This is a genomic window from Cupriavidus sp. HMR-1 (assembly GCF_000319775.1).
In the GTDB taxonomy this organism is placed as follows: Bacteria; Pseudomonadota; Gammaproteobacteria; order Burkholderiales; family Burkholderiaceae; genus Cupriavidus; species Cupriavidus metallidurans.
In genome coordinates, this window is record NZ_ANKP01000058.1 from 19,127 (window position 1) to 40,206 (window position 21,080).

Genomic DNA, 21,080 nt, shown 5'->3' on the forward strand with positions numbered 1-21,080 from the left:
TCGATGGTCATGGGTTGCTTCAAGCGTGTTGGGACAGATGGCGTGGCAATGACGGACGTGTCAGAAGCTGCGATAGCACTGCTGCCTCGGTGGTCCCAGGCCGCGCCTGAAGCCATAGGTAGTCGGGGTAATCAATTGCCCTTCGGGGCAGTGTCCGGTACGCCATGATTTCCGGTGTCTCGCAAGTGGAAAGCGGGATACATTGGGTGGCGATGCGCACACAGTACGAACGGCAGTTGCCATACACTAGATTTCCTCCGTATGCCCGACCTTGCGTTCGGAAGGCAGGCAGCCGATCCATTCACGCGGCAGCGCTCCGCATGTCACCGCATCCCACCTACAGGAGGCCCGAAAATGGCAGACATCCGTACTCTGGCAGAACGGCAGGCGATCGGACGTGAAGCGCGCAGCCGCGCAAAGCGATCGTCAAATGCCGAGATCGGCAACACCGACCGCGATCCGGTGGCGTTGCTGGAGCAGAACAGCGCGGGGCGCGTGGAGGCGCTGGTGCCGCTGCGCTATGGGCGCATGTCGGTGTCGCCATTCACGTTCTTTCGTGGCAGCGCGATTCTCCAGGCGCACGATCTTGCCGCCACGGCAAATGCAGGCATCGCATTCCCGATCTGCGGCGACGCGCACCTGATGAACTTCGGGGGCTTTGCCACGCCGGAGCGGCAGCTTGTCTTCGATCTGAACGATTTCGACGAAGTGGCTGTGGGCCCTTGGGAGTGGGACGTCAAGCGGCTTGCCGGAAGCCTGGCCATTGCCGGCGAGCATATGGGTATCGCCCGGGACACGGTCAGCGACATCGTGGCGACGGCTGTGCACGAATACCGCGACCGCATGGAGGAGTACGCCGGGTACAGCGCGCTGGATCTCTGGAACGAGATTGTCTCGTTCGAACGCATGCTCGAAGCCGCGACGAGCGAAGAGGGCCGCCGAACGATTCTCAAGGCGAAGGAAAAGGCCGCAGGACGGACCAACGAAAGCATGTTGAACAAGATGGCCGCGCAGCGTGACGGCCAATGGTGGATTCAGGACGCGCCGCCGGCGATCTTTCATCCCAGTGGCCCCACTTCGCTGCTTGGCGAGCACGACCAATGGTCCAACACCGAGGCGTGGCGAGGCAAGCTGGCCCGCGCGTTCGACGGGTATCTGAAAACGCTCCCCTCGGAGCGACGCGCGCTGATCGATCACTTTTCCCTGCAGGACGTTGCCTTCAAGGTGGTAGGTGTTGGCAGTGTGGGTACCTTCTGCCTGGTGTTGCTGATGGTGGACAGCCACGAGCAACCGCTGTTCCTGCAGGTCAAGGAAGCCAGGGACTCGGTAATCGCGCTTCACTATGACGCTGAAGGTCCGGCCCATCAGGGGCAGCGTGTCGTTTCGGGTCAGCGCCTGCTTCAGGCGGCCAGCGATGCGTTCCTTGGCTGGACGTCGGGTCCGGCAAATCGACAGTTCTACTTCCGCCAGTTGCGCGATATGAAAGTATCGGCCGACGTCGAACGCATGAGCAACGGGGTACTGCAGGGATATGCGCGCTTCTGCGGTTGGGCGTTGGCACGCGCGCACGCGAAGGCGAGCGGGAAGGCAGTGGAGATCGCGGCCTACCTGGGCAGCGGGGAGCGGTTCGCCGATGCGATCACCGATTACTCGTTCGCCTGCGCCACGCAGAATCTGAAGGATTACGAGGCGTTCAAGCTCGCGTGTCGGACGGGCAAGATCGAAGCCCGCAGTGACGAGGACATGGCGGCGGACTTCCGCATGTAGCCACCGCGTTCAGACTAACGAGCGGCAAAAGGCCCCGGCGCTTGAGGCAAGCGCCGGGGCCTTTTTTACATTACGGCGTGACGATGTTGAACCAGAACTCGAAGTGGTCGAGGTAGCTCACCAGTTCGTCGAGCTTCGCCTGATTGCCAGTGACCTTCGCCGATCCATTCTTGATCGCGTCGGCCAGCTTCGTCTGTTGCAGGATGATGCCGTTCAGCGTGTCGCGCGACATCGCCACGGAGGCATCCGCGTTGGCGGATTCGACGCCTGCCGTGTGGTTGAGCACGCCGTTCTCAAGTTCCAGCAGATACTTGCCGCCTTCCTTGCCGAAGTCGACGTTCAGCGCGATCTTCGCATTGGCCGCCTTGGCGCGGTTCACGCGAACGCTGAGATAGTCGAAGAACATCTCCGGCGTCATGGCCTTCACCGTATCGCCGCTGGCGGTGTTCGGCGTGGGCAGCTTCTTCACGCCTTCGCGCAATTCCTTGGCACCGGTCAGGTAGAAGTTGCGCCACGGGCCGGATTCGGCCTGATAGCCCAGTTGCTCGAGCGCGTCGGCCTGGAGGTTCTTGGCGGCCTTGTTCGACGGATCGGCAAACACCACGTGGTTGACCACCTGGGCCACCCAGCGATACTCACCCTTGTCGTACGCCTGCTTGGCCTTCGACAGCACGGCACTGGCCCCGCCCATGAACTCGACGTAGCGCTTGCTGGCTTCCACCGGCGTCAATTCGTCCAGCGTGGCGGGGTTGCCATTGAACCAGCCGAGGTAAAGGACGTAGGTAGCCTTCACGTCGTGGCTGACGGAGCCGTAGTAGCCACGGTTGGCCCACATGTTGGCGAGGTCGGGCGGCAGCTTGAACTTGTCCGCGATCTCGACCATCGTCTCGCCCTGATTGGCCAGGCGCAGCGTCTCGTCATTGATATAGCGATACAGGTCGCGCTGCTGGCGCAGCAGGTGTACCACGTTCTTCTGGCCGAAGCTCGGCCAGTGGTGCTGGGCGAACATGACATCCGCCTTGGCGCCCCACATGGTCAGGGCCTGGTTCAGGTACTTCGACCAGGGCAGCGGCTCGCGGATCTTGGCGCCACGCAGCGAATACGTGTTGTGCAGCGTGTGTGTGCAATCCTCGGCTGCGGAGATCGCGCGCTTTTCCTCGATGTACCACAGCATCTCGGCCGGAGCTTCCGAGCCAGGAGCCATCAGGAACTCGTAGGTCAGGCCGTCGATGACGCGCTTTTCACCGGTCTTGGTGATCGTGTCCGTCGGAGACAACAGCGTGACGGTGCCGGCCGAGGTCGTGGTGCCGAGACCGGCGCCGACCTGGCCCTTTTCATCGGCGGGCAGCAGATTGCCGTACATGTAGCTGGCGCGGCGGCTCATGGCGTTGCCGGCCATGACGTTCTCCGCCACCGCGGCTTCCAGGAAGCCCTCAGGCGCGTAGATCTTGACCTTACCGGAGGCGACGTCGTCCTGGCTGATCACGCCACGCACGCCGCCATAGTGGTCAACGTGGCTGTGCGTGTAGATCACCGCCTTGACGGGCTTGCGGCCGCGATTGGCATAGTAGAGATCGATGGCGACCTTGGCCGTTTCTTCCGAGACGAGGGGGTCAACGACCGTGATGCCTTCCTTGCCCTCGATGATGGTCATGTTCGACAGGTCCTGATTCCGAACCTGATAGATGCCATCGGTCACCTGGAACAGGCCGCTGATGTTGATCAGCTGAGCCTGACGCCAGAGGCTCGGGTTGACCGTGCCAGGCGCCTGGGAGCCTTCCTTGATAAAGGCGTACTGGTTCGGGTTCCAGATGGGGTTGCCCGACGGACCCTTGATCAGCGCGTTCGGCAGTGGCGCGATGAAGCCGCGGTGTGCGTCATCGAAATCGGAGCGATCCGAGAAAGGCAATTCGCTGAGGAGTTTCTGGTTGGCGGCCTTGGTCGCGCCGGTGGCGTCCTTCCGCGCGTCCTGGGCATAGGCCGCGCCGAACTGGGAGAGCACCGCGGCGGAGACGAGCGTCACGACGCTCGCGCGAAATCGGCTGTTCTTCATGTTTTCCTCTTTGATTGTCCCAATCGAATTTGTGCCGGCCTGGTTATGGGGGCGTTGGCCAGGTGTGCGGACCCGTGTATCCCGACAAGTACGAGCCTGACTGCACAGAATTCTGAGCGAACTTCCTGAGTGTCAGAAGTTAGTTTTTTGGGTGCAGGATGCGCCTCGACATGAAATATTTGCTTTAGATTTGCCCTGCGGTTTTCGATGGAATACGTATCTGAGAATGCCGTTCCTGTCGTTGCAGATTTCGGGTGTTACGTGACAAGCGGATCGTTCGGCAGAGTCTTGTCCGTGACGTTCGCAACCGGTGGTGCTGCCGGACTGCGTGGATCCGTTCGCAGTTCTTGATCCTCGCAACCCGGTGCCACGGTGAACAGGTGAGCAGTACTGATGGCGCATCGACGGTACGCCATTGAGGTGAAGGGCAGAGGCAGTGCCCTTGGGTGCAAGCGGAAGCCGACGGGCCGCCCCTACAGCGAAGGATGTTTGCTGCTGGGGCCTACCGATCCATCCCGTCCATTGATCTGCCGGCGCATCTCGTCGGCAAGGGGATGGAGGCCGCTGGTGGACGCCGATGCCACCAGGCTGTATCCAAGGCCCTGATTGGCCCATGAGTACCCCGCCACGCCGGCTTGTACGTGTGCCTTCATTGGTGTGTCGCCTTCGATGGCCATCGGGCGTACCAGCATCGCCAGGCGTGTGCCGTGACCGTCCTCGTACATGAAGAGGCCGGCGGGTCCATGCTCGGTGGCGACGAGGCGCCCGCCGATGCAGCGATAGCCTGCCTTGCCGAGGTCCGGCACGGCAATCGGGCGACGCAGCCGCGAGGAGACCCAGTTCACCAGGTCGTTGCTGTCGGCGGCGCCCATTTCCACGGGACGTATCGGGTCGGCGGCAAATACCTGGAAGCTGGCCGTGGCTTCGCGCGCCAGTGCGGCGATGCCGCCGGTGGGCGGCTCGGTCGCGCCGCGTCCCATCCAGCCACCGATGCCACCAAGGCACATGGCGACGAAGACGGAAGCCGCCAGCCGCCACGGATGGCTGGCGCGGGCGCGTCGTGCCGTCAGCATGTGCCGCAGGTTCAGTTCTGGCGGAACCGGTTCGTCTGCGATTGGGGCGAGCGCGGCGCGCAGCTGCTCGCGCTGGGCCATGTAGCCCTCGATGCGGGTCGCGACGTCGGGATGCTGCTGCAGGTATGCCTCGATCTCGCGCAGGCGCGTGGGGTCGAGCGCGTGGTCGACATAGGCCAGCAGTTCCTCTTCCTGTATCGGTCGATGCTCGTTCATTTGACCCTCCGCAGTCCGGATGCCGGGGCCGCCTTCAGGCCGGGTTCCATCTGCCTCAGTAGTTTTTCCCGCGCGCGAGACAGGCGCGACATCACGGTGCCGACGGGAATCTCAAGAATGCGTGCGGTCTCGGCGTACGACATCTCCTCCACCGAGACCAGCAGGAGCACGCTCCGCTGTTCGGCGGGAAGAGTATCGACTGCGCTCAGCAGGTCCCGATAACGCAGTGCGTCTTCCTGGGCCGGCGGCACGGTCATGAGGGACTCCGCCACGTCGTCGATAGCCACGTGCAGCCCTTGCGCGCTGGCATGGCGGCGCAGGGCCGTCATCGCCAGGTTATGCAGGATGGCGAATACCCAGCTACGGGTGTCCGCGCGGCTGCGGCGGCTGTCCCAGTACGTGATGACCTTTTCCAGGCAGTCCTGCACGAGATCGTCCGCGGCCGCCTGCTCGCGCAATAGCGCGCGGGCATAGCGGCGCAACGCCGGAATCATCGGCTCGACCTGTTGCAGCAAGTCCTTCACGGCAGCGGTGTCTCCTTCAGGGGGGACAGCATGATCGTCCTTGGGCTAGAGCGCCTGCACCTGAACAGGTGCGGCGGGTTTGCCGTTTTCCGACGGGGCGATGACGAGAAAGCGTCGTCCCTCCACGGTGGCGTTGTCCTGCACGATCTGCCGGATGGGGCCGATTGCATTGACAATAGCCGAGCCGGCGGGGTTCGTCATGAACGAGGCGAGCGGCTCCAGCGATCCGGTGCCGTCCGCATGGCGGGCCAGCGCCAGTACGTACGCGTGCTTCGGTTGCAGCCCCGTTGCCGAGGCCTGCAGAACCTGAAGCAGGCCCTGGTCGAACAGCGTCACGCTGGTGGGGGCGTTGTCCGTGGCCACCGGCTTGCCGTTCTCGACACGCAGCAACTTCAATTGCGTGCTCTGGCCAGCCAGGCCTGGCGGCTGCAGTCCTTGTGTGCCATCGCCATCGGGTACCGCATTCGGCACGTAGGCAATCGCCTGCGGCGCCTGACCTACCGGCACGTTGGCGACGACCTGGTTCGTGGCGGTATCGATGACGGCCAGCTTGTCGGCATTCTCCAGTCCGACGTAGATCCGGCTCCCGTCGCCCGACGGCCAGACACCGTGAGGCAGGCTACCCACGGGAATGGTGGCCACCGGGGAGAAGTCGTCGGTGCGGAATACCTTGACCTGGTTCAGGCCGCCGATCGTGACATAGGCAAGCGTGCCCGCCGCCGTGTGCGCGAAGTTGACGTGATTGGTGATCGGGCCGGTCTCGATTGTCCTGATCGGGCGGAACGGGGGCTGTGCCTCGAACACCTGCGTCTTGCCGACGTCTTTCAGCGTGAACCAGACCTGCTTGCCGTCGGGTGTCGCCGCGATGTTCGGGCAGAACGGACTTTCCTGCTTCACGCGGCCCACGATCTTGTGGTCGGCCACGCTCACGACCGCCGTTTCGTGGTTGAACGACGAGCAGATGTAGCCGTACTTGCCGTCCGGCGAGAAGATTTGCATGCCTGGGCCGTCGGCAACCTTGATGCGCGCGGTCTCCGCGAACGTCGCGGCGTCGAGAACTGCGATGTAGTTTTCGCCGCGCACGGTGATCCACACTTCCTTGCCATTCGGCGTGTAGAACGCCTCATGCGGCGAGCGTCCCACGTAGGTGACATGCTTGACCGCATTGGTGGCCGTATCGATGAACGACACTGAGTTCGACCCGATGGAGACGATCGCGAGCGTGCGATGGTCCGGCGAGAAGCCCATGCCGTGAACCAGCAGCTGGCCGCGGTACAACGGACTCAGATTGCCGGGCGCGGGGTCGCCCAGCCGGATAACACCGAGCAACCGGTTGTCGGCCGGATCGGTGACGGAGACGGTGTTCGAGAACTGTTCGGCCGCGTAGACACGGTCCCGGTGGCTGATGGGCACGTCCGGCGCATTCAATGGGCCAGGGGCCTGGCCGGCAAGGGCGACGCTGGCGATGCCGGCGGCACCGATCATCAACGCGAGGGAAAGCGAAATGGCGTGTCCAAGGGGGCTGGGTTTCATGATCGGGCCTTGCATCAGTGCGCGTGGGCGGAGTGGTCGTGGTTGGCGGGCTGCGACGGCGACGGTGTGGATGCCGCCGGCTGGGTTGGTGCTGGCGCGGACGGCGGAAGCGGCTGTCCAAGCGCCAGCCGCATCGCGGCGATCTCCTGCATCTGATCGACGATGATTTCCTGCGCGATGCGCCTGAGCTGCTCGTTCTTGCCGTAGCGGAGTTCCGCCATGGCCATGTCGATGGCGCCTTGGTGGTGCGGGATCATCATCGCCGCGAAGTCTTCGTCGACATTGCCACTAGGGTGGACCGACATGCCGTCCATCATTCTTGTCATCGCCACTTCGTTCTCCGCCGCGAACCGCTCGGCGTCCGAGCCAGTGGCGGTGGCGGCAAGAGCGGTTGCGGGTGCGGCAGCGGTCAGCGCCGTCAGCAGGAACAGCACCGCACCAATGGCTGGCGGTGTGGGCAGTCGATAGAAGGAGACCATGATTCCTCGCGTCGTTCCATGGGCCCGGAGCGGGCCGTTGTTGGGTAGACGCGGAGAGGGGGGTGCTTATTCCACCTAGGGCGGATTTATTTTTCGGCGGCTCTGGCATCGTTACACGCGATTACCAGCTTCACGTTTCCCCGCGCGGAGTGCCGTAGTATCCTTTTTTCGATTTTCAGGAGGGAAGGAATGATGAAGGCTCTGCTGCTGACGATCGTCTCATGTGCCGCATTGCTGACGGGGTGCGCCGTCGGCCCGTACCCCTATGATGATTCTGCCGCTGGTCCGGGCTGCCCGCCGGGACAGGCGAAGAAGGGCAATTGTCGTGTCGACCAGTACGGGAACGAGTCCTTCTGCCCGCCCGGCAAGGCCAAGAAGGGCCAGTGCTAGCCGCACGCAGGCTCGTCTGCGGAGCCTGACTGTTTTACCGCCGCTCGCTTTCGCCCATCCTCAGCGTGAGGCCACCTTCAAGCTGTCGTGAATCGAGCGAACCCCATCCACGCTGCAAATCGTCTCCAGCGCGATATCGTGCTGCGCCTTGCTTGGCACCGAGCCGCTGCTCTTGACAATGCCGTCCCTGGCAAAAAGTGACAGATAGGGCTTCCGGTTTCCGTGTGACCTGCTACAGTCAATTTAGAGTCGGGACGGGAGCGAGCGCATAGCACTTCGCTTGTCGCGGCTATCGAGCCCTGGAGCCACGTCAGGGCTTTTTTGTTCGTTGGCAGTGCGTTGCCGACGGCCGAAGCTGGGGAGGAGTTGGCAATGCCTCGCAAAGAGATACTGGGCACCCTGGGGAGCTATATCAATCCGTTCCGCATCACGCAGGGCGAGGGGTTCCGTCTGGCGGACTTCGATCCTGCCGATACGCTGGGCTTCGAGATGAAGAAAGGCGAGGCGGCGGACCTGCTTCGCCACGGATCGGAATGGCTGGCGATAGAGCAGGACGTGCTCTACGCGCAGGACTCCTGGTCGGTGCTGCTGGTGTTCCAGGCCATGGACGCGGCCGGCAAGGACGGGACGATCAAGCACGTCATGTCTGGCATCAATCCGCAGGGGTGCGATGTCTTCTCGTTCAAGCAGCCGTCCCATGAAGAACTCTCGCACGATTTTCTCTGGCGATACCTTGCGAAGGTGCCCCAGCGCGGACGCATCGGCATCTTCAATCGGTCCTACTACGAGGACGTGCTCGTGGTGCGGGTGCACCGGCACCTGCTGGAGGCGCAGAAGATCCCGCCGGCACTCATTACCGACAAGATCTGGGACGAACGGCTCGCTGACATCGCCCGCTTCGAGGACTACCTCACGCGGCAGGGCGTGATCATTCTCAAGTTCTATCTGAACCTGTCGTACGAGGAACAGAAACGGCGATTCCTGAAGCGCCTTGATAAACCTAACAAGAGTTGGAAGTTCTCACCCTCCGACGTGCGCGAGCGCCGGCACTGGGACGAGTACATGCAGGCCTACGAGGCGGCGATCCGCGCGACTTCCACCGAGGCGGCCCCGTGGTATGTCGTGCCCGCCGACAAGAAATGGTTCACGCGGCTTGTCGTCGCGGCGGCCGTTGTCGAGGCCGTGGAGAAGTTGAACCTCCAGTACCCCGAGATATCGTCTGACCAGGCGAAGGCGCTGGCGAAGGCGCGTGAGGAACTCGAAGGGGAAAAGAAGGCGGCGAAGTAGGCAAGGAAGCGAAAGCAGGCGGGACATCAGGTAAAGCAGTGCGACGGCGAATGGCGCCGCATGACGGGCGCCGCAACCTGGAGGATGCAAGATGAGTGAAGCGGATACCGTGGTATCAGGCGTGGAGGAAACACCCTGGCACGCCATGACCGCCGATGAGGTCGAGCGGCGTTTCAGTGTCGATCCCTCGCAGGGCCTGGAGGCCGACGATGCCGCCGCGCGGCTGGGTACCTACGGACCCAACCGGCTGCCCCAGGGCAAGAAGCGCGGCGCCATCGCGCGCTTTGTCTCCCAGTTCAACAACATCCTGATCTATGTGCTGATCGCGTCGGCCTTCACCAAGCTGATGCTGAGCCTGTGGCTCGACGCATCGATCATCTTCGCCGTCGTCATCCTCAACGCGTTGCTGGGCTTCCTGCAGGAGGGAAAGGCCGAAGAGGCGCTGGATTCGATCCGCAACATGCTTTCCACTGATGCACGCGTGTTGCGTGGTGGCGCGGCCCGCCTGCTTGACGCCGAGGAACTGGTGCCGGGCGATGTCGTGCTGCTGGAGTCGGGCGACAAGGTCCCCGCCGATCTGCGCCTGGTGGAAGCCAGGAACCTGCGCACAGAGGAAGCGGCGCTCACCGGCGAGTCCGTGCCCGCCGACAAGACGACGGTACCGATGCCCGCCAAGTCCACCGTGGGAGACCGCGAGAACATGGCGTTCTCCGGCACGATGGTGGTCTCCGGCCGGGCCACCGGCGTGGTTGTGGCAACGGGAAGTCAGACGGAACTCGGCCGCATCAACGAGATGCTTGGGCAGGTCAATCCGTTGGAGACGCCGCTGCTGCGGCAGATCACGAAGTTCGGTTACGTCATCACGGCGGCCATCGGTGTTCTCAGTGTCGTGCTGTTTTCCTGGGGGCACTGGCTCGGCAAGATGACTTTCGTGGAGCTGTTCCAGGCGATCGTCGGCATCGCGGTGTCGATCATCCCGGAAGGCCTGCCCGCGCTGATCACCATCACGCTCGCGATTGGCGTGAAGCGGATGGCCCAACGCAATGCCATCATCCGTCGTTTGCCGGCGGTGGAGACGCTGGGCTCCGTCTCGCGCATCTGCTCGGACAAGACGGGCACGCTGACGATGATGGAGATGATGGTGACATCGGTCGTGACGGCCGATGCATCGTATGCAGTGACGGGCCACGGCTACGCACCGGAAGGCGCGCTCAGCACGGAGGGCAAGCCGCTGGACGCCGTGCCGTTGCCGCTGGCGCTGATCGGTCGCGTGTCGATGCTGTGCAACGACGCCGAACTCTTCGAGGACGACGGTCGATGGAAAGTGGAGGGCGACCCCACCGAAGGCGCGCTCTATCCGCTCGCCACCAAGCTCGGCATGGACCGCACCGCCGAGGGGGTGGCCGCGCCACGGATCGACGCCATTCCATTCGAGTCCGAGCACAAGTTCATGGCGACGCTGAACCGCTCGGCCGACGGCGAGATGCTGCTGGTAAAGGGGGCGCCGGAGGTGATTCTCGAACATTGCGATCACCAGCAAACCGCGAATGGCGCGGTGCCGCTCGACCGCGCGTACTTCGCGAGGGAGGGAGATCGCATGGCCGCGCAGGGCGAGCGGGTGCTGGGACTTGCCTGGCTGCCAGATCCGGGCCTGCCCCAGGGCGGCCTCGAACCGAAGGACTTGCCGAACACGCTCGTGTTCCTCGGCCTCGTCGGCCTGATGGACCCGCCGCGCAAGGAGGCGATCGACGCCGTGCGGGAATGCCATGAAGGTGGCATCCGGGTGACGATGATTACCGGCGACCACAAGGTCACGGCGGCCGCCGTGGCGGGAATGCTCGGGATCGGCGATGGCCGCACGGCCGTGGCGGGTACTGAGATCGAGGCGATGAACGATGCGGCCCTGCGCGAATGCGTGCGAGAGGTCGATGTCTTCGCCCGCGCCAGCCCCGAGCACAAGCTCAGACTCGTGAAGGCGATGCAGGCCAACCGGCAGGTGGTGGCAATGACCGGCGACGGCGTCAACGATGCACCCGCGCTCAAGAAGGCCGATATCGGCGTCGCGATGGGCATCAAGGGCACAGAGGTGACGAAGGAGGCCGCAGGGATGATCCTCGTCGACGACAACTTCGCGTCGATCTCGGCGGCCGTGAAGGAAGGTCGCACGGTCTACAACAACATCGAGAAGGCGATGCTGTTCATGCTGCCGACGAACATCGCGCAAGGCGCCGTGATCGCCATCGCGATCCTGATCGGGTTCACGCTGCCAATCACCGCGCCGCAGATCCTGTGGGTGAACACGGTTTCCTCCGTCGCGCTGGGCCTGGCCATGTCGTTCGAGCCCCACGAAGCGGACGTCATGGGCCGGCCACCACGCTCGATCGACCGGTCGATCGTTACCGGTTTCGGGGTATGGCGAATTTGCTTCGTTGGCGTGGCGCTCGTCATCTACACACTCGCGGCGTTCTTCGTGATGAAGGCGCATGGTGCGACGGATGAAATGGCGCGAACGGCGGCCGTCAACGCCATCTCGCTAGGCCAGATCTTCTACCTGATCAACAGCCGGCATCTGCTTGAATCCTCGCTATCCGTGCGCGCCCACTCGAGCAATCCGTATCTCTGGTATGGCATCGGTGGCGTTGTGGTGCTGCAGTTGTTGTTCACGTACTGGTACCCGTTCCAGCTGATCTTCGATACCCAGGCACTGACTGTGGAGCACTGGCTATGGCTGATCGCCGGAGGCGTGGTGCTGTTCTTCGTGGTGGAGTTCGAGAAGCTCGTCATTCGATCCTCCCCGCCACTGACCGCATTGGTGACATCGCAGCGGGCCGGCGCGGCCAGGCGCAAGCCCTGAACGCATGTCGCAATCAGCATGGGCCCTGTTCCACAGATGAAAGTGCGATCCCGTCTGACCAGCAAGGTGCGCATCGCCGCGATCGTGCTGGTCGTGCTTGGCGTGGCGCTACTGGCGCTGCGCGCCTATGACGCGACACGGGGGCCGGAGCTGCAGCTCTGGCACACCTATGTGCCCGACGAACTCGGTGCCGAGCAGATCGACCGGTCCGACTGGAGCCGCTATCTGAGGCAGGAAGACGCCCTGTTCGAGCAGGTCAGACGGCACGTCAGTGACCGTCTGCCGCCCGCGGCGCGAATCCCTTCGAACCGCTATTTCGAGGGCAGCCCGATCTACCCGGAGCGCTTCGAGCACGACTGGAACCGTTCGTACGAGATGCGTCCGGCCGGAAAGCCCGTGGGCGCGGTCGTCCTGCTGCATGGCCTGACCGATTCGCCGTACAGCCTGCGGCATATCGCCCAACGGTATGTGGAGGACGGCTTCGTTGCGATCGGCATTCGCCTTCCCGGCCATGGCACGGTACCGGCCGGGCTCTCTGATGTTGAATGGGAGCGCTGGATGGCGGCGACGCGGCTTGCCGTGCGCGAGGCGCGGCTTCAGGCCGGTGCGGATCGTCCGATCCATCTGGTTGGCTTCTCCAATGGCGGCGCGCTGGCGATGAAGTACGCGCTCGATAGCCTTGAAGACCCCAGGCTGGAGCGACCGGCCCGGATTATCCTGATCTCGCCGATGATCGGCGTGACCCGCTATGCGCGGTTCGCCGGGCTGGCCGCGCTGCCAGCATTGCTGCCGCCCTTCGAGAAGGCTGCGTGGCTCGGAATCGTGCCCGAGTTCAATCCATTCAAGTACAACTCGTTTCCCGTCAATGGGGCGCGGCAATCCCATCGGCTGACCGTCGCGTTGCAAGACCAGATTGCGCGCGTCGCGCGCGAGCGCGGGCTGCAGGACCTGCCTCCCGTGCTGACTTTTCAGTCGGTGATCGACTTCACAGTGAGCACCCCGGCAATCGTCCGACGGCTCTACGCGAGCCTGCCGGACAACGGCAGTGAACTGGTGCTGTTCGACGTCAACCGGCGTGCCAAGCTTGGGCCTCTGATTGATCCGGCGTCAACGCAGGCGCTTGCCCGGCTCTTGCCCGCGCTGCCGGTGAGCTACAGGCTGACGATGATCGGCAATGAAGCGGAGGGGGCGGACGGCGTGACAGCGCGCGTGGTGGACGCAGGCGCCACGGAGGAGACGAAGCGGCCGGTCGCGATGACTTACCCGGCGCAGGTATTTTCGCTGTCGCACGTAGCGATCCCGTTCCCGATGGACGACGAGCTATACGGGATACAACCGATGGATGCAGGCAATCCGCGCTTCGGCGTTTCGCTCGGCGCGATCGCACCGCGTGGTGAGCGCGGCGCGTTGATGGTCAGCCTCGATTCGATGTTCCGGATCTCTTCCAATCCGTTCTTCCCGTACCTGCTTGCGCGCATCGACGAGGTGATCGCCGAACCCGCCCGCGCGTCGGGTGCCCGGCCCGCTGGTGCTCGCCGCGCGGGGCCTGCGGCGCAAGCGAGTTTTCCGGATACCGACCCCGAGTTTGACGAGATGCTGCGCAAGGCGCAGGACGTGGAGCTCGATTCGGTGGTGATGCCGTAGCGACGGGCCGATCGCCTGCTTCATGAACGTGCATGGCGCGCGCGAAGGCCCGCGAACCACAGGTACATGGCCTCGATCGACGGCTGCAGCTCCGTGCCCGAATCGCCCGTGAAGGCGCGCCAGGCCCGAAGATAGTCGTTCGAGACGATGGTCAGCAGCGGAATGCCGGCGGCGGCCACATTCAGCATCTCGGCAGCGAGTCCACCGCCCTGGGCTTCGAGCCCACCGAACCGGTTGGCCACGCAAAGGTCAGGTCGCGCCTCGACGGCGCGGCGCATGGCGACGCTCGCCGCGGCAATGCTGCCTGCATCGACGCAACACGATGTCGAGCCCGAGCCGAGGTTCTGGAACAGGGGGTAGCGTTGGCCACTGTGCTGGTCCACAAGCATCGTGGATGTCTTGTCGGCATTCGCCGCGCGTTCCTGCACGAGCCCGTGAATCCGCAGTCCGGCATGGCGCAGGCCGTCGACGAATTTGGCGAGCAGGCGGTCCGTGCCGGCGTGGTCCGCATGGACGATTGCAGCAATCGGCAAGACGTGTGCCGCGCTATCGCCAGCGTGTCCTGGCTTGGATTCGCTATGGGAATCCTGTGACATTTGTCGTTTCCTATGGCGTTCAGAACGGATAGCGAAAATGGTCGTTGCGGCCGGTCGGGGGAGTGAATCCCGCCACGCAACGGACGCGCTTTGTCAATCGCAATATAGTGAGCTATATGACGCTATCATGCAGAAGCTGGCGAGCAGTTGATAGTGGTTAAACGGAATGAGATTCGCCGGCTGCGGATTTGCTGCCAGACGCCACGGATTCCCGTGGTTGGAGGGATCACCGAGGCGTCATCGAGGCAAGCGGCAAGCCGTCGATCGTGATCCATAAACCATCCGGCCACCCCGGTGCCGGTGAACGCGCGGTAAGCGTGGCGCCAGCCCCGCGAGCAATTGCCTCGACGATGGCCAGCCCGAGACCGCTGCCCCTGGCTGTTGTCGCGCCACGCTCGAATGGCTTCATCAGGCGTGCCAGGTCGTTCTCGGCCAACACAGGCCCGCGATTTGCCACGGTGAATGCCCCCGCCTCCGACAGCGACACCCGCACGGGTTCTCCACGTGCGCCGTGCTTCTGCGCGTTGTCGACCAGATTGCGCACCACGATCGCGAAGGCGTCGGGATCGATCCAGGATTCGACCGGCTGATCGGGCAGGTCGAGCGTGATCGGGTTTGGCGTATGCGCGATGCGCCGGAAGTCCTCGATCACGAGTTCAATCACCGGACGCAAATCCTGCGGCGCGTCACCGAGCACACGCCCGTTCTCGGCCTTCGCGAGCTGCATCAGGCTTTCGCTGAGCCGCGCCAGCGTGCGCAATGACTGTTCGACGTTCTGCACGCGCTCCCGCATGTCGTCGGTCGGCATGTCGGCCTTGAGACGCTGCGTCTGCGCGAGCGCCGCCGCAATCGGCGTGCGCAGTTCGTGCGCGCTATTTGCGGTGAAGCTGCGCTCGGCAGCCAGCGCGCGATCGAGGCGCGCCATCAGGCCGTTGACCGCATCAGCCACCGGCGCGATCTCCGTGGGCAGTCCGCTCTTTTCAAGCGATGTCAGATCGCTCTGGCCGCGCGCGGCGATGCTGCCGCAGAACCGGCGGATGGGCTGAAGTCCCGTCCGGACGATCAGCCAGATGCCGATCAGGCCGACGGGAAGAAACAGGATCAGAACCCTGACGACCGAGAGTGCGGCCGCGACTTTTGCCTGCCGCCGGGCGGCAAGTGGTTCGGCGATCGTCAGGGCAACCGTTCCCTGCAATCCGGGTTCGGTGTAGATCCGATGTGAAAGGGTGGACGAGAATCCCGGCTTCAGGCCGGCCGGAAAGACACTGAGATCGGCGTCATGCGACTGCAGCAGCAGACTGCCCTTGTCGTCGCGGACCACGTAGGTCAGCAATTCGTCGTGGGGCCGCACGGCGGTGACGCGGCTGCTGTCGTCCTCATCGTCATCGGCCTCGCGACGCATGATGTCGGTGAGCGCCAGTGGCAGCAGGCGCTGCGCGGCTTCCTGCAACGCGCTGTCCGACATACGATCGACTTCCTGGCGCAGCACGTGGATCGATGCTGCCGCCGCCGCGCACGCCAGCACGACCAGCCCCGCCACCAGCGCCGCCGAGAGTCTGCCCTGCAGGCTGCGCAGCATCGTCAGTCCCGCCTGAGTCGATAGCCGAGCCCGCGCAAGGTCTCGATGACATCCGCGCCAAGTTTCTTGCGCAGCCGGCTCATATGGACCTCGATGGTGTTGCTGCCGACTTCCTCGTTGAAGGAGTAAAGCCGTTCCTCGAGCCTTGCCCGCGACACGATCATGCCCGGATGCTGGATCAGTGCTTCAAGCAGCGCCCATTCGCTGGCCGTCAGGTCGACGCGGGTTTCGCCGCGCATCACGCTATGCCCGGCCGTGTCGATGCGCAGGTCGCCAAGATTCACCAATGGATTCGGATTACCCGCGTACCGACGCGCCACCGCGCTGACGCGCGCGGACAGTTCGGACAGATCGAAGGGCTTGACCAGGTAGTCATCCGCGCCGGCATTCAGACCGGCAATGCGATTCGACACTTGATCGAGCGCGGTCAGGATGATGACGGGCACGTTCGATCCGCTCGCGCGCAGTTCACGCAGGAAATCAAGGCCGCGGCCATCGGGCAGCAGCAGGTCTAGCAGGATCAGGTCGTAGGTTGCGGCCGAAAGATGTCGGCGCGCATCGGCGAGATTGGCCACGAAGTCGGTCGGATGCCCGTCCTTTTCGATCTGGTCGCGGACGGCCTGCCCAAGCCACGGTTCATCCTCGATGAGAAGAACTCTCATTACGGCTTCCCTGAAGCATGTATCACATGATATTGCCACGCGAACCTGTCGCGAACATGAAGAAAATTCTCTGCCATCGCAAGGTTCGCTTCAGGTTCGCGGCGCATTGTGGCGTCCAAGGAAGCCACACGTAACAAGGAGATGCCGCAATGAAACGCCTTCGGATTGGTATGGGAAAGACCGTCGTGCTCGCGATGCTTGCGCTCGGTGGTGCCACGGTGGGTATTCACACGGTGCAGGCGCACGACCGCGATGACTGCGAGGCGCCGATCAACGACTGGAAGCCGCGCGATGCGGTCCGGGCCATGGCGCAACAGAAAGGCTGGCAGGTCGACAAGCTCAAGATCGACGACGGTTGCTATGAAATCAAGGGCCGCGATAAGGACGGTCAGCGCTTCAAGGCCAAGATTGATCCCGTCACGCTCGACGTCGTGCGCATGAAGCGGGAAGGGGATCACGGCGATCGCGGCGCGGGCAGGACACCGGCGAATGCAGTGGTGAATACAGCGCCCGCGAATGCGGCCACCGACAGTTCGTCGACGCCGGCTACCAAGCCCCAGGTCGAGATCCGCTGAAGCCAACTGCGGATCCACACCGCGTACTCCTCGCCAGCGGCACCGCTCACGCAGCGTGTGTGCCGACTGGCCAGGAACGACGACCCCGCTTTGCACAAATCAGGAGCATTCAGATGAAAGCCGCACTTCCTGTCGCCATGCTTGTGGGCGCGCTCGCCGTGCCGTCACTCGCTTCCGCGCGTCAGGTCTCGTTCGAGACGCAGATGTCCAACTATGGCGGAGACGGTGCCTACGTCGCTCTCTATTTGACCGATAACGCCGGACGCTATCAGCGCACGTTGTGGGTGGCCGGGCCCAAGGCCAAGTATCACAAGAACCTGCGCGACTGGTATCGCGCCGCAGGGGGCGCCGCGAAAGTGGATGGCATCTCCGGCGCCAGTGTTGGCGCCGGGAAGACGTTGCGCGTGACGCTGGATCTGGCGGACACGCTGATCGATGCCGGATATCAGGTGCATATCGATACCGCTGTGGAGGATATGAAGGCGTACCCGTCTGAGGTCGTCGTGCCGCTGACCACATCCGGCGCGAACAAGCCGGTGAACGGCAATGGCTACGTGAAGTCGTTCCGCTATGCCTTGTAAGCAGGGCAGCCACAACAACACGCGATAAAGAAAAAAGGAGGTCCACCGATGCTACGCAAGCTCCATCTGGTTCCAGGACTCGTCGCCGCGTTGCTGATGACGATCCTCGCACTATCGGGCGCGGTGTTGTCGGTGAATCCGGCGTTTGAACGTGTGGATGCCGTTCGCGCGGGCCAGGCTTCGGTTAGCGTGGCCACGCTCGCGAGCCGCGTACAGACGGAAATCCCGGGCGTCGAAGCGCTTGCGCGGCGGCCGTCAGGGACGTTCATCGCGTATCACGAGGTCGACGGTCAGCAGCGCGCCTCGATCATCGACCCTGCCAGCGGCAAGGCGACGGGAGACTATGTCACCTCGCTGGTTTGGCGATGGATGAAGAACCTGCATCGCAAGCTGTTTCTCGGCGACGCAGGCCGGATCGCGGCCGGCGTGACGGCCGCATTCATGCTCCTCGTCACGATTTCCGGGCTGGCGTTGCTCGCGCGGCGCATGGGCGGGTGGAAGCACCTGCTCGGCCCGATCCGCGGCAACGGACTCCAGCGCGTGCACAACGAGACCGCGCGCGTGGCGCTGCTAGGGCTGACGCTGTCGGCGGTGACCGGGCTTGTCATGTCGATGACGACATTCGGGCTGATACCGGAAGGCGGCGGCCAGGACCCTGTGCTCAGTGTGCATGCGGCGGCGGCCCCGGCAATGCCGCTGGAGCGGATGCCCGCGCTGGGTATCGACAGCGCAGACCTGCACCAACTGACATTCGCCCATGCCGATGCCCAGGGCGACGTCATCGAACTGGATACGACCGACGGCGCCGGGTATATCGATCCGGTGACGGGGAAGATGCTCGCCTTCCAGCCCACCGACGGCTGGCAGCGCGCGCAGGCGGCTGTCCGCATGTTGCATACGGGCCAGGGGATGTGGTGGCTCGGGTTGATGCTTGGTGCGTCGTCGCTGTCGGTGCCGGTGCTGGCAGTGACGGGCCTGCTGCTCTGGCTGCGTCGCCGGGGAACCGTGCCGACCTTGGCCGGCAATGTGCCGGCACGCGACGCGGATACGGTGCTGCTGGTGGGCTCCGAGGGCAACACCACATGGGGCTTTGCTTCCGCGCTGCATGCCGCGTTGACCGAGGCAGGCCTGCGCGTGCATACCGCGCCGATGAATGAGCTGGCGGACAGCTATCGTGGGAAAAAGCGGCTGCTGGTCCTGACCGCCACGTATGGCGATGGCGATGCACCCGCGAGCGCAAGTCATTTCCTGTCGAAGCTCAATCGCCTGACGGTCCCAGCCGATACCGACTTTGCGGTGCTGGGATTCGGTGATCGCCAGTTCCCGGCGTTCTGCGGCTATGCGAGCGCGGTGCACGATGCGCTGCTGGGCAAGGGACTGCGGGCCCTTGCCGATCCGGGCACGGTGGACCGGCAGTCGGAGCCGGAATTCCGGCAATGGTGCGACTGCCTGGCCACGACGCTCGGGGTGTCGCTTGATATTCGCTACACGCCGATGCTGCCACCCAGCGTGCCGCTCAAGCTTCTCTCGCGTGAGGACTACGGCGTCGGCGCTGAGGCGATGACCTCGGTCCTGCGCTTCGTCCCGGAGCAGCGTGCCACGCTGTTCCGGCCAGGGCTGCCCACGTTCGAGACCGGGGATCTGCTCGGCATCGTGCCGCCCGGCGCTACGTCGCCCCGGTACTACTCGCTTGCGAGTGGCGCGGCGGATGGTGTGGTGGAGATCTGTGTGCGGCGGCTGCCTGAAGGCGTGTGTTCGACGTACCTCACGGACCTGCGCCCCGGCGACACCATCGACGCATTTATCCGGCCGCACACGCGCTTCCGGCCCGAACCAGGGAATACACCCGTGATCATGATCGGGGCCGGCACCGGGATCGGCCCGTTGATTGGCTTTATCCGGCACAACGCGGCACGCCGGCCCATGCACCTGTACTTCGGGGCGCGCAATGCCGAGGACAGCTACCTGTATCGCGACGAGCTGAAGGGCCTGGTGGCCGACCTGCGGCTGCACGCGCTCACGACCGCGTTCTCACGTTCGGGCAACCGGACCTATGTGCAGGAAAGACTGGTCGCCGATGCGCAGAGCCTGCGCGGGCTGATGGCCCACGGTGCGCAGATCATGGTGTGCGGCGGTCGCAAGATGGCCGAGGGTGTGGCACAGGCGTGGGAGCGAATCCTGACGGACACCGGCTTGTCCGTCGCGCAACTCAAAGCGGAGGGACGCTATGTCGAGGACGTCTACTAATCGGTCAGACACGGCGCTCGAGCTCTGTCGCGTCAGCGGCGCGACCATGGGCACCCGCTACACGGCGGCATACTACGCGCCGCCGGGCATGGATGAAGCGGTGCTGGCGGAACGACTCGCCGTGGCGGTTGGCGCCGTGGATGCGCAGATGTCGAACTGGAAGGCAGACTCGGATCTGTCCCGACTGAACCGTGCTGCGCGGGGCGGTTGGGTGCCGGTCTCCAGGAACCTCGCGACCCTGCTTGCGCGGGCGCTGAAGATCGGCAGTGATACGCACAACGCGTTCAACATCGGCGTCGGCGATCTGGTCGACCGTTGGGGGTTCGGACCGTCCGGGATGCCACACGCTTCGCACCCGGATCTCGGTGAGGCGGCCGGCGCAAGTCCCCGCCAGCCAGCAGGAGAACTGCTCGAGGTGGATGTGCGGCTGTGCCGCGTGCGCAAGCTCGGCCCGGTCGCGCTCGATCTGTGTGGCATCGCCAAGGGGTTTGGCGTCGATGAACTCGGGCGTGTGCTGAGCGAGCACGGCATCGAATCCTGGCTGGTCGGCATCGACGGCGAGATGCGCGCGCGTGGGAACAAGCCAGAAGGCACGCCGTGGGCGATCGCCCTCGAGGCCCCGGACTATGAGCGCCGCGCGGCGATGGGCGTGATCGAACTGGCAGATGCCGCCATTGCCACGTCCGGCGATTACCGGCGCTGGGCCGATGCCGACGGCGCGCGCATTTCGCACACGATGGACCCACGTACCGGTGCGCCGCTGGCGGGTGGGATGGCATCGGTCACGGTGGTGGCGAAGACCTGCGCGGATGCCGATGCCTATGCGACGGCGCTGATGGTGCTCGGCGCGCAGGCCGGGCCGGACTACGCGCGGCAGCGCGGCCTCGACGCCCTCTTTATCGTGCGCGATGGCGGGGCGCTGCGCCCGATCGGAACTGGATGCTTTTCCGACGAGGCGCCGTCAAGCTGACGCGGCACTAGCGCGATTCGCGCCCCGAGCGCCCCGAGCGCCCCGAGCGC

The 21,080-nt window shown here is 64.3% G+C and carries 16 protein-coding genes and 1 pseudogene; 9 read left to right on the top strand and 8 right to left on the bottom strand.

What is annotated here, in order from left to right:
• Positions 1–354: 354 nt before the first annotated feature.
• Positions 355–1,767 (top strand): DUF2252 domain-containing protein, encoded by a 1,413-nt coding sequence (locus D769_RS08975; protein WP_008644196.1) that lies wholly within the window; start codon positions 355–357, stop codon positions 1,765–1,767.
• A 70-nt stretch (positions 1,768–1,837) separates the two neighbouring features.
• Here D769_RS08975 and D769_RS08980 read toward each other — a convergent pair whose 3' ends face one another.
• The 5 genes and pseudogenes from D769_RS08980 to D769_RS09000 all read right to left on the bottom strand — a co-directional run bounded on the left by D769_RS08980 (position 1,838) and on the right by D769_RS09000 (position 7,645).
• Positions 1,838–3,820: an alkyl sulfatase dimerization domain-containing protein gene (locus D769_RS08980; protein ID WP_008644198.1), complete on the bottom strand. Its 1,983-nt coding sequence runs from the start codon at positions 3,818–3,820 to the stop codon at positions 1,838–1,840.
• A gap of 473 nt (positions 3,821–4,293) precedes the next feature.
• Positions 4,294–5,109 carry an anti-sigma factor gene (locus tag D769_RS08985; RefSeq protein ID WP_008644200.1) on the bottom strand — a complete coding sequence of 272 codons (816 nt, stop codon included), beginning with the start codon at positions 5,107–5,109 and terminating at the stop codon, positions 4,294–4,296.
• Positions 5,106–5,639: pseudogene (locus tag D769_RS08990) on the bottom strand (RNA polymerase sigma factor); the annotation flags it as partial. The pseudogene D769_RS08990 and the gene D769_RS08985, both read right to left, overlap by 4 nt.
• Positions 5,640–5,678: 39 nt before the next feature.
• The gene (locus D769_RS08995; RefSeq protein WP_241227847.1) at positions 5,679–7,118 is read right to left on the bottom strand and encodes a YncE family protein; all 1,440 of its coding nucleotides are present in this window, start codon (positions 7,116–7,118) and stop codon (positions 5,679–5,681) included.
• A gap of 62 nt (positions 7,119–7,180) precedes the next feature.
• Complete coding sequence (locus tag D769_RS09000) at positions 7,181–7,645, bottom strand: DUF305 domain-containing protein (RefSeq protein WP_008644206.1); 465 nt, start codon at positions 7,643–7,645, stop codon at positions 7,181–7,183.
• A gap of 189 nt (positions 7,646–7,834) precedes the next feature.
• On the opposite strand from D769_RS09000, the gene D769_RS09005 reads away from it, so the two are divergent.
• The 4 genes from D769_RS09005 to D769_RS09020 all read left to right on the top strand — a co-directional run bounded on the left by D769_RS09005 (position 7,835) and on the right by D769_RS09020 (position 13,820).
• Complete coding sequence (locus D769_RS09005) at positions 7,835–8,035, top strand: hypothetical protein (RefSeq protein WP_008644208.1); 201 nt, start codon at positions 7,835–7,837, stop codon at positions 8,033–8,035.
• Between the two features lie 372 nt (positions 8,036–8,407).
• Entirely contained in the window at positions 8,408–9,322 is a 915-nt protein-coding gene (locus D769_RS09010) for a polyphosphate kinase 2 family protein (RefSeq protein WP_008644210.1), read from the top strand.
• A 91-nt stretch (positions 9,323–9,413) separates the two neighbouring features.
• Complete coding sequence (locus tag D769_RS09015; RefSeq protein WP_008644212.1) at positions 9,414–12,176, top strand: HAD-IC family P-type ATPase; 2,763 nt, start codon at positions 9,414–9,416, stop codon at positions 12,174–12,176.
• A 36-nt stretch (positions 12,177–12,212) separates the two neighbouring features.
• On the top strand, positions 12,213–13,820 hold the full coding sequence (locus tag D769_RS09020) for an alpha/beta hydrolase (RefSeq protein WP_008644213.1): 1,608 nt from the start codon (positions 12,213–12,215) through the stop codon (positions 13,818–13,820).
• Positions 13,821–13,840: 20 nt separating this feature from the next.
• Here D769_RS09020 and D769_RS09025 read toward each other — a convergent pair whose 3' ends face one another.
• The 3 genes from D769_RS09025 to D769_RS09035 form a co-directional block, all read right to left on the bottom strand.
• Positions 13,841–14,416: a DUF2478 domain-containing protein gene (locus tag D769_RS09025; protein WP_008644215.1), complete on the bottom strand. Its 576-nt coding sequence runs from the start codon at positions 14,414–14,416 to the stop codon at positions 13,841–13,843.
• A gap of 226 nt (positions 14,417–14,642) precedes the next feature.
• Positions 14,643–15,995, bottom strand: coding sequence for a HAMP domain-containing sensor histidine kinase (locus tag D769_RS09030; protein ID WP_008644217.1), 1,353 nt, complete (start codon positions 15,993–15,995; stop codon positions 14,643–14,645).
• Between the two features lie 2 nt (positions 15,996–15,997).
• Entirely contained in the window at positions 15,998–16,657 is a 660-nt protein-coding gene (locus D769_RS09035; RefSeq protein WP_008644219.1) for a response regulator transcription factor, read from the bottom strand.
• Positions 16,658–16,806: 149 nt separating this feature from the next.
• Between D769_RS09035 and D769_RS09040 the strand changes: the two genes are divergently transcribed.
• The 4 genes from D769_RS09040 to D769_RS09055 all read left to right on the top strand — a co-directional run bounded on the left by D769_RS09040 (position 16,807) and on the right by D769_RS09055 (position 21,030).
• Complete coding sequence (locus tag D769_RS09040) at positions 16,807–17,232, top strand: PepSY domain-containing protein (protein WP_008644221.1); 426 nt, start codon at positions 16,807–16,809, stop codon at positions 17,230–17,232.
• 113 nt (positions 17,233–17,345) lie between these two features.
• Positions 17,346–17,813 carry a DUF2271 domain-containing protein gene (locus D769_RS09045; RefSeq protein WP_008644222.1) on the top strand — a complete coding sequence of 156 codons (468 nt, stop codon included), beginning with the start codon at positions 17,346–17,348 and terminating at the stop codon, positions 17,811–17,813.
• Between the two features lie 48 nt (positions 17,814–17,861).
• Positions 17,862–20,060, top strand: coding sequence for a PepSY domain-containing protein (locus D769_RS09050; protein ID WP_008644224.1), 2,199 nt, complete (start codon positions 17,862–17,864; stop codon positions 20,058–20,060).
• On the top strand, positions 20,041–21,030 hold the full coding sequence (locus D769_RS09055) for an FAD:protein FMN transferase (RefSeq protein WP_040010957.1): 990 nt from the start codon (positions 20,041–20,043) through the stop codon (positions 21,028–21,030). The genes D769_RS09050 and D769_RS09055 overlap by 20 nt, the downstream gene beginning before the upstream one ends.
• The last annotated feature ends 50 nt before the right edge of the window (positions 21,031–21,080 follow it).